This window comes from Bradyrhizobium sp. B120 (genome assembly GCF_049075665.1).
In the GTDB taxonomy this organism is placed as follows: Bacteria; Pseudomonadota; Alphaproteobacteria; order Rhizobiales; family Xanthobacteraceae; genus Bradyrhizobium.
In genome coordinates this window covers 6,939,878-6,952,437 of sequence record NZ_CP185242.1, presented here as the reverse complement: position 1 = coordinate 6,952,437, position 12,560 = coordinate 6,939,878, and the positions used below count along the sequence as shown (strand labels likewise).

Below are 12,560 nucleotides of genomic sequence, written 5' to 3'. Positions count from 1 at the left end.
CGTCCCCAGCCTGAGCGTCGGTGAATGCAAAGGCCGTTGGCGAAATGAATGCTTCCAGGGTATTGCTCTTGTAGACGAAGGGAGCCGCGTCTTGGCGCGTCGTAGCAGTGATCCGGCTCGCGTACGCGAGAAGATCTTGAAGCTGGCGATCGAAGAATTCGCCCGCATCGGGTTCGAGGGCGCACGGGTTGACCGCATCGCGGAGCGCTGCGGTCTCAGCAAGAACATGTTGTACTACTACTTCAAATCCAAGGAAGGCTTGTTTGTCGCCGCCCTGGAGCGGATGTACGAAGACTTTCGTAATCAACAGAGCGATCTTTCGGTGCGCGCGAGTGATCCTGTGCTTGCGCTGAAGCAGCTGATCGAGCACACCTTCGTGGCGCTCGAGAGCAATCCGAATGCGATCCGCCTGCTGAACGAAGAGAACAAGCACCGCGGAAAATATATCCGCAAGTCGAAGCGGATCCGGGAGCTCTACAATCCGCTCGTTGAAACTCTCAGTTTCATCCTGGAGCGCGGTAGTCGAGACGGAACTTTTCGTTCCGGTTTGGACCCCGCAGTCGTGTATCTGACACTCTCGTCGCTGTGCTATCATTACCTCTCCAACCAATACACGCTGGAAAATGCGCTCAATAAAGACTTGAGCTCAGCATCGTCGCGAGAACATTGGCTCAAGCACGTTACGAATCTCGTCCTGCAGTATTGCGTGTTGGATCCCGGCGCGGCGTTAGAACGGAAATCAAACGTCAAAGCGCTCGCAGAGACCCCTGGCTAAGCATTCGTTTCACCCTGTTCGAAGGAAGATGAGCTGCTTCTTACAAGGCATTTCTTGATCGTGCATCAAGCGAGACGCTTGAAAAGAGTGCAGCTGGCAGGGTCTACGTAGAGGTCCATCTCGGTCTAACGCCCTCGATCCGCTCGCCAAGATCTGCTCTTGAGCGGAACCAGCGAACTGTGGCGCGCCAGCTCGCCCGCAGCAGATCACCATGCTGGCAACATTGGAAGTTGAAGCTGCCCAACCGCCAGAGCGCAAGGCGAGGGCATTCCGGATGCCTCTTGCGGCAAACTCGAATGTACGTGCGATCACTGGCGGCGACCGGCTCCACGAGCATCTCAACATAAGCGCGCGATCGGGCGATCCTGTCGCGATCAAGGCAGCCCAAATTTCACGCTGGACAAATTCAAAAATTCAGTTAACTGAATAGTCAACAGAAATAGAAAACGGCGCATGTGGCGCCTTGGCGTAGTTCTTGCTCCCCTCGAGAGCGACTGTCAGCCCTGTGGGAAGGAAACAATGATTGCTTTGAAAGCTAACGTGGAGGGTGGCGCATATGGCGCTCTGGTTCCGAACGCTGGCGGATCGAAACCGCCGATGATTCACATCGCTGGTCTTGAGAAACGGTTCAGGACGCGTTCCGGCGAAACCGTAAACGCGCTCACAAACGTCGATCTCGATATCCAGGAGAACGAGTTCATTTCGGTGGTTGGTCCGAGTGGGTGCGGCAAGACGACGCTGCTACGCATCCTCGCGGGTCTCGAAGGCGCATCGTCAGGCGTCATTCAATGCGACCAGACACAGATCACTGGGCCGCGCCCGGACGTCGGCGTGGTGTTCCAGCAAGCGACGCTCCTGCCATGGAACACCGTATTGGCCAATGTCCTGTTGTCGGCACACCTCAAGAGCGATCGATCGGAAGCGACGGTAAGGCGCGCCGAGCGCCTGCTGGCATTCATGGGGCTGAAGGACTTCGCGCAGAAGTACCCCTTCGAACTGTCCGGCGGCATGCAGCAACGTGTCTCGATCTGCCGGGCATTGATGCGCGAGCCGCGGATCCTGCTGATGGATGAGCCGTTCGGCGCGCTCGATGCAATGACGCGCGAAGCGATGAACATGGAATTGATGCGGGTCTGGTCCGAAGAAAAGAAGACCGTCATCTTCATCACTCACAGCATCCCGGAGGCGGTGCTGCTCGGCGACCGTGTCGTGGTCATGTCGCCGCGACCGGGCCGGATATCCGAGATCATCGACGTCGACGTTGGCCGGCCGCGTCCGCTGCAGACAATGGCAACTCCACGCTTCGGAGAGATCTGCGATCACATCCGGAATATCTTCGGAGCACAATCCTTGACGACGACATCGCTATGAGCAGTCCAATGACCCCATCGCGAGCCCACCTGTTGCAGTCAATCGCCGTCGCCGTAGCGGTGATCGCATTCTGGGAAGGCGTTTGCCGCCTATTCGCGGTCTCGCCCATCGTGCTTCCCGCCCCGAGCTCGATAGTGTTCAGGCTGTATGCGCTGGTCACGAGCGGAATGATCTGGCCGCATCTCTGGGCAACGTTGGTCGAGGTCCTGAGCGGCTTTGTGCTCGGCTGCGCCGCAGGCTTGATTATCGGTGCGATGATCTCGCTCATTCCGGTTTTTGAGCGACTGGTCTACCCCTATCTCGTCGCGCTGCAAACCTTGCCGAAGGTCGCCATTGCGCCCCTCTTCATCATTTGGTTCGGCTATGGCTTGACGTCGAAAATCGTAATCACGGCACTCGTCTGCTTCTTCCCGGTGTTGGTCAGCGTGATCGCCGGCTTTCACTCCACCGATAAAGATCAGCTCGACATGATGAAGGCATTCGGTGCCACCAAATTGCAGACCCTAATGCGTCTGAGGATTCCGTCGGCATTGGTGTTGATCTTTGCCGGCCTCGAGATCGCTGCCGTCCTTGCTGTTATCGGCGCCATCGTTGGGGAGTTCGTTGGCGCTCAGGTGGGGCTCGGCTACCTGGTGGTTACGCTGAACTTCAGCATGGACGTTTCCGGCGTCTTTGCCGTGTTGATCATCTTATCGGCGATCGGCCTGGTGATGCACGGCCTGATGAGGTATGCCGCACGCAGGTACATCTTCTGGATCAGGCGTAGCGATGCGCCAGTCATGACGTGAAACAATTTAGGAGATAGCCGATGTCGACCATGTTGCGTAAGCGCGGACTATTAGGGGCGGCTGCCACCGCGATAATCGTTTATTTCGGCGGAATGCAGAGTGCGAGCGCCCTGGAAAAGGTACGCTTGCTGATTCCAGTTCGCAATATCGACGAAGCGTTCTCACCATTCGTCGTCGCCAAGGAAAAGGGCTATTTCGCATCCGAAGGCTACGACGTTACGCTGATCGCGGTCGGCGGCTCCAACGAATCGGCGATACAAGTGTCGGCGGGCAACGCGGAAGTCGGCGCCGCCTCGCCAGGTGAAGCTCTGGTTGGGGTTCAGTCCGGAAAGCTCGACATTCGATACTTCTACGGGCTCTACTATTCGAACATCTGGTCGGTCGCCGTCCTACCTGATAGTCCGATCAAGGCGCTCGGCGACCTGAAAGGCAAGAAGCTGGGCGTCCAATCGATGGGGAGCGCCGGTACGACGTTTGGTCGCGCGTTCGTGCAGGCCGCCGGCCTGGATCCCGACAAGGATGTTTCCTTTCTGCCGATAGGTGTTGGAGCGCAGGCCGTCACATCGATCCGTCAGAAGTTTGTCGACGGGGCCGTCTACTGGGATGCCGCGCTCGCCAAGTTCAAGTTCTCCGGTCTCGGCATTCGCGAGCTACCGGTGGCGGAAAATCTGCGCGCGCTGCCGGATGTGGGCTTGCTGGCCCGCACACAGACGATCGAGAGCAATCCAAAGATGTTAACGGGAATTGGACGGGCCGTTGCAAAGGGCTACGACTACTCGATGGCAAATCCCAAAGCTGCGGTTCTGATCACTTGGAAAGCGTATCCCGAGGCTGCCTCCAAAAACCCAGACAGCGCTGCAGCGCTTGAGGAAGGAATAACCGTCAATCAGGCACGGCTCGGCATTTGGAATACGCCTAAGATTGGTGACAAACACGGGACGTTTGTCTCCGACGATTGGAATCGGCTAATCAACTTCTTTGTCGACCAGAAGGTCTTACCGGCTCCCATAGCCGTCGATCACGTTCTAACGAACCAGTTCATAGATAGTATCAACAACTACGATCGAACCGCCATCATCAACGATGCGAAGAAGGACGGAAGCTCCAAGCTCCAGGGCGATTGAGGATCGTCACGCTCGGCGCCATACTGATTGCGAGAGGCCTTGTACGGCTACCCGTGCCAAACTGAATATAGCGCATCGCTTTCCCTCGAAACGGGATAGGGCATGTTAGGGCGAAGACGACGGATATCGAGCCCTTGTGACGGCGCTCGTCGGAAAGGTTATCGCCAACATGAGCAAGATCAAAGCAGTCTGCGTCTATTGCGGTTCCTCGCCCGGACACGATCTTGCCTACGTCGAGGCAGGCGAACGATTGGGACGCGCACTTGCTGCATCGGGATTAACGCTGATCTATGGCGGCGGAACCCATGGCGTGATGGGCGCAGTTGCTCGCGGCACATTGGACAACGGCGGCAAGGTCGGCGCGATCATTCCGAGATTTCTCACCAACTGGGAAACGACGACCGACGCGCTCAAGACGTTCGAAGACTTGACGATCACCGACACCATGCACGAGCGCAAGCACAGAATGTTCGAGCGTTCTGATGCCTTCGTGGCGCTTCCGGGTGGCATCGGCACCATCGAAGAAATCGTGGAAATCATGACCTGGGCCCAGCTTGGGCAGCACCGCAAGCCGATGGTCCTGGTGAACATCAAAGGCTTTTGGGCGCCGATGATGGCGATGCTGAACCACATACGCAACGCAGGTTTCCTTCATAGAGACCACCTGCTTCAGCCCATGGTCGTCGATCGTGCCGAGGATGTCATCCCTGCGATTGTCGCTGCCGCTGCTAAAGATGGCGCGCCCAAAGCCGGTGGTTCGTCGATCATCGACAAGATGTAGATCTCAACGTCCTCAGACGTCATGAGGCCAGGTGCCGTTGGCTTCTGATGTTGGCCCATAGCGACATGCTGCGCTGCCGCACGAACTTGGTCGCTATAGGAGCAAAGTGGACATAGTCACCACCAGCCACATGCCCCGCTGGTCTATAAGTACACGGCCTAGTGACTATGTGTTCTCTAAAATAATATGGGCGAGCTCTGCCGGCCTAGAGAAGAAGGAAGAATGGCTGGTATCGATGCTAATGATCTTCGCGCCGGGTACATCAGCGGCCATTTGACGTTGGCTTTCAATTGGAATCGCTTTGTCCATTGAACATTCGATAAAAACGCGAGGGATCTTGCCGAACCGATCGGCTGTTATCTCTGACACTACAGCGTAGGGCACGGTGCTAGTGATGGGCACGCAATTCTTGATAGCTATATTGACGTCATGGTCGCTACAATCGCCGTAAAACGCAGCCTTCACGAGGTCGCGCCGGGTTGTATCGAGCTCGAGACCGCGACCGTCGCCAACTAACTTAACTATCGCCAGGATTTCCCTTTTCTGAGGATTAGTGGCATCTGCTTTAGTATAATCCAAGACCGTTTTTCCTTGGGGGACCATGAACGCTGTAAGATAGATTAGCTTCGAAATCTTCTCCGGATACTTCTCCCCTAGATAAGTCAATGTGGCGCCGCCCATGCTATGGCCGAGCAATACGACAGGCTCTCTTGACTCTTGCAGCATTTTCTCTACGGGCTGCACATATTCTCCCATAGTCGAAAAGCTATCATATCGGCTCTCGTCGAATCCGTGTGACTTGAGGTCAGGCGTGGCCACAGCGCAACCCGCTTCAGCCAGAAAATTGCTGACTTTTTCAAAACAAGCGCCCCAGTGCCATGATCCGTGGACCATAATTATCTTCTGCCTGGTCGGCGGAGACGCTTCTGCCGATACTGCAGAGGCGGAGATGACAGAAAAAGCAGTTGCACCAGCAATTTTGAGCGCGTCACGTCGTTTCATAAATGTTTCCCCAAGTAGCTGTCGTACGGAAGTCGGTCGGGCATCGGAAGGCAATCCGACGGGCCGCCGCGAGCGATTTAATGCTCCAATTCGCCACCCCGAGGTCGGCTGCGAAGCTGGCCGGTATGGGCGGCCCAAACGCTGCTCAGTATCTCGTATTCCGAGACGTCCATCGGGTGATCGATAGGCGGATATTGAGCTAAGTTGCGCTGCAACGCTTCCAGCTGCTTGGCCAGCCCGCACCTCAGTGCTTCAAATACTCGCCGAAGTTTTTGAGAAGTCATCTAGTGTCTCCGAAGCAATAGTCGCCAGTGGCGGCCGCTTGGACCATTCGTCGACGGGTCTGAGGAGGGTCTGTCCAACCGTCACACACCAAACAGCCTCCGGTCTACGCGCGGATTTCTCCGCTCTAAAACGGTAACGTGGGCTCCCTTCATCCCTCGGGATCGCGCGGCGCGTATATTGCTAGATTGTGTTGACGGTATGGTCAACATGATTCATGGCAAATGCACCTCGGTACAGCGTACCGAATCGTCGGCGGGTTGCTGGCACTCATTAGCGATGACTCAATTTGTGCGACAGGGTCGAAAATGAAGCCGGAATTAAAGCGAGCGGCGTTGGTGTTGTTGGGGCGGCGCCGTGATGAACTTCACGGGTGGCGCGTCGGCGGGAGGAGAAATACGGGCCGGGCTGATACGTAGATTAAATCGGTCAAATGATCCCATGTAGATCCGCAACGTCCAGGGGGCCAGTTGGCTTCGTGGCGTCTGTAGTCCGCATGGCACCAAGTTGAAGCCCACTTGAACCACGCCTCGATTGCGGGCTTTGGTGAAGAAGGCCGAGGGGCTCTGCAGGGATTAGACCCAAGTGCGGTGGATCTGTCTACGTTCATGGAATCCTAGAGCATTTTCCGACCGGAATGAATCGGGTGGGGATTCCCAAAACGGCGCGAGTCAGATTCAAGCTGCATGCTGGCGAGGGAGGTCAGCATGTATGGCCAGGGCGCTTTCGGTTGATCTTCGCCAAAGGGTGGTAGCCGCGATTGACGGTGGCATGTCCTGTCGACAGGCTGCCGAGCGCTTTGGTGTCAGCGCGGCCAGCGCGATCCGCTGGCGCGGTCGCCTCAAGGAAGTTGGCGACATCGTTCCTAAACGCCAGGGCGGTGACCGCAAATCGCAGCGCATCGAAGCGCATTCGCAATTGATTCTGGAGGCGGTGACCGCGAAGCCGGATATCACGCTCGCCGAGTTGCGAGAACTGTTGAAACGTCGTGGAATATCGACTGGCATCGCGTCGCTCTGGCGTTTTTTCCAGCGCAGAAAGATCACACTTAAAAAAAGACAGCGCACGCCGCCGAGCAACGGCGCGGCGATATAAATGCCGCGCGTGAGGAGTGGTTCGAAGGGCAAATCGATCTTGACCCTGAGCGTCTCGTCTTCATCGACGAAACCAGCGCCAACACCAAAATGGCGCGGCTTCACGGGCGCTCGCCACGCGGCGAGCGATGTCGTGCAGCTATCCCACACGGACATTGGAAGACGACGACATTCACCGCTGGATTGCGCTCCGACGGTCTGATCGCGCCGCTTGTTCTGGACGGCCCAATGGATGGCGACGCTTTCCTGGCCTACGTCGAGCAATTGCTCGCCCCATCGCTGCGGCCGGGCGATACCGTTATCATGGACAACTTGCCCGCTCACAAGGTCCATGGTGTTCGAGAGGCCATCCAGGCGGTCGGAGCAAGCCTGCTCTATCTTCCGCCCTACAGTCCAGACTTCAACCCGATCGAAATGGCCTTCTCTAAACTGAAGGCGCTGTTGCGGGCCGCCGCAGCGCGCACCATGCCTGATCTCTGGCAAGCAATCGCCAACGCTCTCAAACGCTTCTCACCCGAGGAGTGTCAAAACTATCTCGTCGCGGCTGGTTACGACGCAACGTGATCGGAAAATGCTCTAGCGGAAACGATTGTCTACCAGATCTGATCGTTGTGAGTTTCCTGGTTGGCTCAGCTTGCACCTACCGACGGCTTATCCGCGTGCGACAATCCGAACGTCACGCTATGCTCTGGCCTTGCGGGAAGGGCAGTGGCTTCGCACTTTGCCTTGGCGGCACCATACCTCGCCGTCGATTGACACGGTCTGATCTGGACAGGGCGCGTCGTGTCGATCGGGAGCACCGTCTTGTACGAGATCTTCTTCAAGGCAAGATTGGATTTGATGCTGGATACACCCGAAATGCGCGATAGCTTGTTTACGATGAGATCTTCGAGGTCCTCAATATCCGAAGCCATGACGCGGAGCAGATAGTCGTTATCACCAGTCATGAGATAGCATTCCATCACTTGCTCCATGCGATCGATTGCACGGGTGAAGTTATCGAGTGAGTTCTGTACTTGCTTTTCGAGCCTCACCTGGATGAATGCGGTCACGCCAAGACCCAGCACGGAGGCATGGAGGATTGTAATTCTGCGATCAATCACGCCAAGCTTTTCGAGGTTTTTGACCCGGGCGAGGCAGGGTGAAGGAGAGAGGTTAACTCGAGCGGCGAGTTCGACGTTGGTCAGGCTCGCGTTCTGCTGCAATTCGTTCAGGATCTTGATATCGATTCTGTCCAGCGCCACCACGGTCATACTGTAGTCCTCCTATGGGCAAACGATACGACTGTCGAGGCCTCCCGTCCCGCGCGTTGCTCCGCACGGTGACATCTCGATGACAGCGATGCTAACGCTTCCCTCGGTTGCGGAATTTCGACAAAATGCCGACTTGTATCTAAAAACTGACAATCTGATCGGTATCCATGTTGCTTATCAGGCGTTGGAATCGTGAGAAAAATCGATCCCACATAGAATAGGTGAATCCGCGCCGAAGCGGCAGAACCTGCGGATTGGGGAAGCTCCGGCGAATGTTTGTGTTGCCGTATCTGAAAACGATCAGCAGATTCGGCAGATTACCAAGGGGAATTTTGGCTAGCCTGCAAGCATGGCAAGCTCCGATATTCTGCTGATAGATCGCGACGCCGACGTGGTTGTGATGACGATGAATCGTCCGCCGGCGAACGCTCTGAATATTGACCTGATCTCCGTCCTTCTGGATCGAATTCAATCCTTCGCACGAGATGAGGCTCCGCCGGGTATCGTCCTGACGGGACGTGGAGATCGCTTCTTCAGCGCCGGCGGCGACATCAAGGAGATCGCGACCGTCGAGGTGGCAACGCCACGGTTAAGGATGTTTCACGCGCTGCTGTGTGAAATGGAAAGGTATCCGAGCCCATTCATTTGTGCCGTTCGCGGTTACGCCGTGGGAGGAGCCTTCGAGTTTCTGCTGCATGCAGATTACGTGGTGGCAAATCCCGAATGCCAGGTCGGGTTCCCGGAGATCAATCATGGGCTGCTTCCCGCCGTGAAGGGCATGCGTCAAGCGGGGCGAATGCTCGGCCAGCGGGCTGCCAAGGAGTTGCTGTATTGGGGAGAGTTGATCGACGCGTCAAAAGCCCTCAGACTGGGTGCGGTCGATCAAATCGTTGACACGGACGAGGTTGCCAACAGAGCCAGATCGATTTGTCGTCAGCTCCGAAGCAAGGACAGAAAGCTGTTCGCGGCGATAAAGCGGTCTTTGAATCTCACCGGTCAGATGAGTGACGGTGAACTAGACGACATGACGATCGCGGATCTGCCGGCGTATCTGGACGAAGAGGGTTCTGCCGAAGCCAGAGCCCGCTTTCTGGCGAAGAACAAGAAGGTCTGAATGAGCGAGCCTGGATGGATGGGCGATCTGCGCCTGGAGCTCATGACATTCGAAGATGTCTCGATGGCTCTGAGCAGCGGGTTCCACACTGTGGTCGTACCTTGCGGGGCCGTGGAGCAGCATGGACCCCATCTGCCGCTTTGCATGGATGCGGACCATGCGGAAGCCCTCGCCACCTTGGTCGCCCGCCGCCTCGGTCGAACGCTTATTGCCCCGACAATAAGGGTCGGCTGCTCTTCCCATCATCTGACGTTTCCCGGCACCATATCGATACGTCCCGAAACGCTCGAGGCGTTGTGCTCGGACTATTGTGCCAGCCTGATGCGGCACGGCTTTTCCAGAATCATCTTCTTCTCTGGCCATATCGGCAACTTCCCGGTCCTCAGGGACATGATGCCGCGCCTTCGCGGGAGCGTTGAAGGACGAGCACGGATCGATGCTTTCGTCGATTCCGAGGCGTGGATGAAGGGGTGGCGGGAAGCGGTCTCCGCTGCCGGTGGCGATGAAGCCGCGGTAGGCGGCCACGCCGACATCGCCGAAACGTCACTGATGATGAAGATTCGTCCAGACAGCGTACGTATCGATCGTTTCGAACCAGGCCACATCGGTCTGCTGTCGCAGCACCAGCTGGAGCTGATGTGGAGGAACGGCATTTCCTCCGTCACGCAGAACGGGGTCCTCGGAGATCCTCGTGGTTCGACGGTTGCGATCGGGGAAAGCTGTCTTGAGCACATAGCCGACCTCCTGGTCGACGCGTTCGAAGACTGACCCGCTTCACACCTTCCTGCACAGCTTGAGATTTGCGCATCCGAACGAGCGGAAAAGGCTCGTCGTCAAGACGTGTGCGCCGTCGAGAGCAGGCCGTGAAGCCCACGGCGAAAGACGGCTCCGTGCGCGCCACTGGCGAGCCCATGTTCACAGACAGCACAAAATTTTGAAAGTCGGGCGTCGACGAGCCGTATTCGGAGGAAAATTTCGCCGGTTCTGCAACATTGTTTCGTCCATCAGGTACGCCGGAAGGACAGCAGAATGGCACTCAAATTTGGGTTCTGGTCGGAGCAGGAAACTCAGGTCGGGCAAAGCTACGCCCGGCGGCTTCATGAACTCGTTGATGAGGTTCGCCTCGCCGAGAAGGTGGGTTTCGATTGCGTCGCGCTCTCTGAGCAGCATGTTGCGCTTGGCGGCATTTCCAGCTCGGCACCGGAGGTCGTCTACGGGTACCTCGCCGCGGTGACGTCGCGCGTCAAGCTGCGTTCCGCCGTTACCCTCATGCCTCAGCGGATCAATCACGCGCTGCGCTCCGCGGAGCGTCTGGCGGTCACCGATATCCTTTCGCACGGTCGCATGGAGTTTTATGGCGGGCGCGCGAATACGACGATTGCCATGCGGGCATTCAATGTCGATCCGGCTGAAACGCTCGCACAGATGGAAGAAGGAATCGCGCTTCTCCGCAAGTCGATGCGCGAAGACATTTTCACATTTGAGGGCAAATACTACCAGATCCCTCCGCGTCAACTTGTGCCGAAGCCGGTCCAGAAGCCGTACCCGGTGATCGGCATAGCGGCCACCAGCGAGCGCAGCCACAACTGGGCGGGCTCCGAGGGATTGGCCGTGATGAGCCACTCGATCTATCAGGGCTGGGAAGTCCAGAAGAAATTGCTCGCCGCCTATCGCGGCGCCTGGAAGCGCGACGAACAGGGCCCGCTCGATCGTCCCCGCATCGGCATCCCGCTATTCCTCGGCATCGGTCCCACCGATCAGAAAGCCAAGGACGATTACGCTGAACCGCTCATGCACTATGCGCGGATCTCGACGGATGCGTATCCGCGCCTGGCGAAGCTTGCGGACGACTATTCCTACATGAGCGAGAGCGTCCCGTCGATGGAGCGCGCCGGGCGAGACTGGGACTATCTCCTGAATCACTCCGCCACGACCGTGTGCGGAGCTCCGGATACCGTCATTCGCCAGCTCGAACAGTATGAAGCGCTCGGTGTGGATGAGGTGCTTCTGCACCTGGATTCGGTACCTCACCACAAGATCATGGAGGCGATCGACATGGTGGGGCGCTACGTGATCCCGCATTTCAACGACAAGAACAACGTTGTCCGTCCCACCGAGGAAATTCTCGACACGATCCGGGCAATGCGGCCGCAGAACTCCGGGTCCTCGAAGAAGGCAGTGTAAGGAACAGGTCCATGTTAGAATCGAAGTACGAATATCTCCTCATCGAGAAGCGCCCGAGCGGTGTCGCGGTCGTGACGATGAACCGTCCCGAGATCCTCAACGCGATCAACTGGGACATGCATGACGAGCTCGAGCAGGTGTTCGTCGATCTCGATCGGGACAAATCGGTCCGGGCGATCGTGCTGACCGGAGCCGGCCGTGGTTTTTGCTCCGGTGGCGATCAGAAGACGCTGGACAAGAGCCCGATCCCGTCGCCGACCCGCGGCGGACGCCACCTGGTCCGCAACATGCTAGAAGTGGAGGCTCCAATCATTGCCGCCGTCAATGGCGTGGCCGTCGGTCTCGGCGCAACGCTTGCCCTGATGTGCGATGTGATCTTTGCGCAATCCACCGCCCGGTTTGCCGATACCCATGTCACGGCCGGCGTCGTGGCGGGCGATGGTGGTGCGGTCATCTGGCCGCTTCTGATCGGTCCGGTCCGCGCCAAGCACTATCTTATGACGGGCGCCTTCGTGTCCGCCGAGCAGGCTGTTGCGATGGGCATGATCAACGAAGCCGTTTCCGATCGTGATGTCCGCGAGGTGGCGATCGAATACGCGGAAATGCTGGCGAGCGGTCCACGAGAAGCAATCATCTGGACGAAGTATTCGGTGAACAAGATTGTCAAGGAGTTCGCGCATCTCCTGTTGGACACGTCCACCGCCCTGGAAACCCTTACGTTCGCTACGCCCGAGCGTCGCGAAGCGGTAGCCGCCTTTGCGGAGAAGCGCAGGCGTTTCGCGGAGCGGTGAC

At 57.4% G+C, this 12,560-nt stretch carries 14 protein-coding genes; 11 read left to right on the top strand and 3 right to left on the bottom strand.

The features are described from left to right. Positions 1-136 precede the first annotated feature (136 nt). From ACOIX3_RS32285 to ACOIX3_RS32260, 6 genes are all read left to right on the top strand, one after another. Positions 137-775 carry a TetR/AcrR family transcriptional regulator gene (locus ACOIX3_RS32285; protein WP_016844809.1) on the top strand — a complete coding sequence of 213 codons (639 nt, stop codon included), beginning with the start codon at positions 137-139 and terminating at the stop codon, positions 773-775. Positions 776-986: 211 nt separating this feature from the next. Continuing rightward, positions 987-1,205: a hypothetical protein gene (locus ACOIX3_RS32280; protein WP_125459128.1), complete on the top strand. Its 219-nt coding sequence runs from the start codon at positions 987-989 to the stop codon at positions 1,203-1,205. A gap of 89 nt (positions 1,206-1,294) precedes the next feature. Then, positions 1,295-2,146 carry an ABC transporter ATP-binding protein gene (locus ACOIX3_RS32275; protein ID WP_420966024.1) on the top strand — a complete coding sequence of 284 codons (852 nt, stop codon included), beginning with the start codon at positions 1,295-1,297 and terminating at the stop codon, positions 2,144-2,146. Between the two features lie 8 nt (positions 2,147-2,154). Beyond that, positions 2,155-2,934: an ABC transporter permease gene (locus ACOIX3_RS32270; RefSeq protein WP_050994230.1), complete on the top strand. Its 780-nt coding sequence runs from the start codon at positions 2,155-2,157 to the stop codon at positions 2,932-2,934. A 20-nt stretch (positions 2,935-2,954) separates the two neighbouring features. Continuing rightward, complete coding sequence (locus ACOIX3_RS32265) at positions 2,955-4,058, top strand: ABC transporter substrate-binding protein (RefSeq protein ID WP_077230983.1); 1,104 nt, start codon at positions 2,955-2,957, stop codon at positions 4,056-4,058. Between the two features lie 169 nt (positions 4,059-4,227). After that, positions 4,228-4,839 (top strand): TIGR00730 family Rossman fold protein, encoded by a 612-nt coding sequence (locus ACOIX3_RS32260; protein ID WP_420966022.1) that lies wholly within the window; start codon positions 4,228-4,230, stop codon positions 4,837-4,839. A 165-nt stretch (positions 4,840-5,004) separates the two neighbouring features. Here the strand turns inward: ACOIX3_RS32260 and ACOIX3_RS32255 are convergent, their stop codons facing one another. Together ACOIX3_RS32255 and ACOIX3_RS32250 are read right to left on the bottom strand one after the other, a co-directional pair. Further along, entirely contained in the window at positions 5,005-5,841 is an 837-nt protein-coding gene (locus ACOIX3_RS32255; RefSeq protein WP_080686847.1) for an alpha/beta fold hydrolase, read from the bottom strand. Between the two features lie 77 nt (positions 5,842-5,918). After that, positions 5,919-6,125, bottom strand: a complete 207-nt coding sequence (locus ACOIX3_RS32250; protein WP_125459174.1) for a hypothetical protein — start codon at positions 6,123-6,125, stop codon at positions 5,919-5,921. A 709-nt stretch (positions 6,126-6,834) separates the two neighbouring features. Between ACOIX3_RS32250 and ACOIX3_RS32245 the strand changes: the two genes are divergently transcribed. Further along, positions 6,835-7,781 (top strand): IS630 family transposase gene (locus tag ACOIX3_RS32245; RefSeq protein WP_420966021.1). Its coding sequence is split into 2 segments (ribosomal slippage): positions 6,835-7,183 and positions 7,183-7,781, totalling 948 coding nucleotides; the frame shifts between segments, so codons are not numbered across the junction. A 65-nt stretch (positions 7,782-7,846) separates the two neighbouring features. Here the strand turns inward: ACOIX3_RS32245 and ACOIX3_RS32240 are convergent. After that, the gene (locus ACOIX3_RS32240; RefSeq protein ID WP_016841238.1) at positions 7,847-8,470 is read right to left on the bottom strand and encodes an Lrp/AsnC family transcriptional regulator; all 624 of its coding nucleotides are present in this window, start codon (positions 8,468-8,470) and stop codon (positions 7,847-7,849) included. Between the two features lie 349 nt (positions 8,471-8,819). On the opposite strand from ACOIX3_RS32240, the gene ACOIX3_RS32235 reads away from it, so the two are divergent. From ACOIX3_RS32235 to ACOIX3_RS32220, 4 genes are all read left to right on the top strand, one after another. After that, positions 8,820-9,584, top strand: a complete 765-nt coding sequence (locus ACOIX3_RS32235; RefSeq protein ID WP_028342724.1) for an enoyl-CoA hydratase/isomerase family protein — start codon at positions 8,820-8,822, stop codon at positions 9,582-9,584. Then, positions 9,585-10,352, top strand: coding sequence for a creatininase family protein (locus tag ACOIX3_RS32230; protein ID WP_225159861.1), 768 nt, complete (start codon positions 9,585-9,587; stop codon positions 10,350-10,352). A gap of 261 nt (positions 10,353-10,613) precedes the next feature. Then, positions 10,614-11,768: an LLM class flavin-dependent oxidoreductase gene (locus ACOIX3_RS32225; protein ID WP_028342726.1), complete on the top strand. Its 1,155-nt coding sequence runs from the start codon at positions 10,614-10,616 to the stop codon at positions 11,766-11,768. Positions 11,769-11,845: 77 nt separating this feature from the next. Continuing rightward, entirely contained in the window at positions 11,846-12,559 is a 714-nt protein-coding gene (locus ACOIX3_RS32220) for an enoyl-CoA hydratase/isomerase family protein (protein WP_245288815.1), read from the top strand. The last annotated feature ends 1 nt before the right edge of the window (position 12,560 follow it).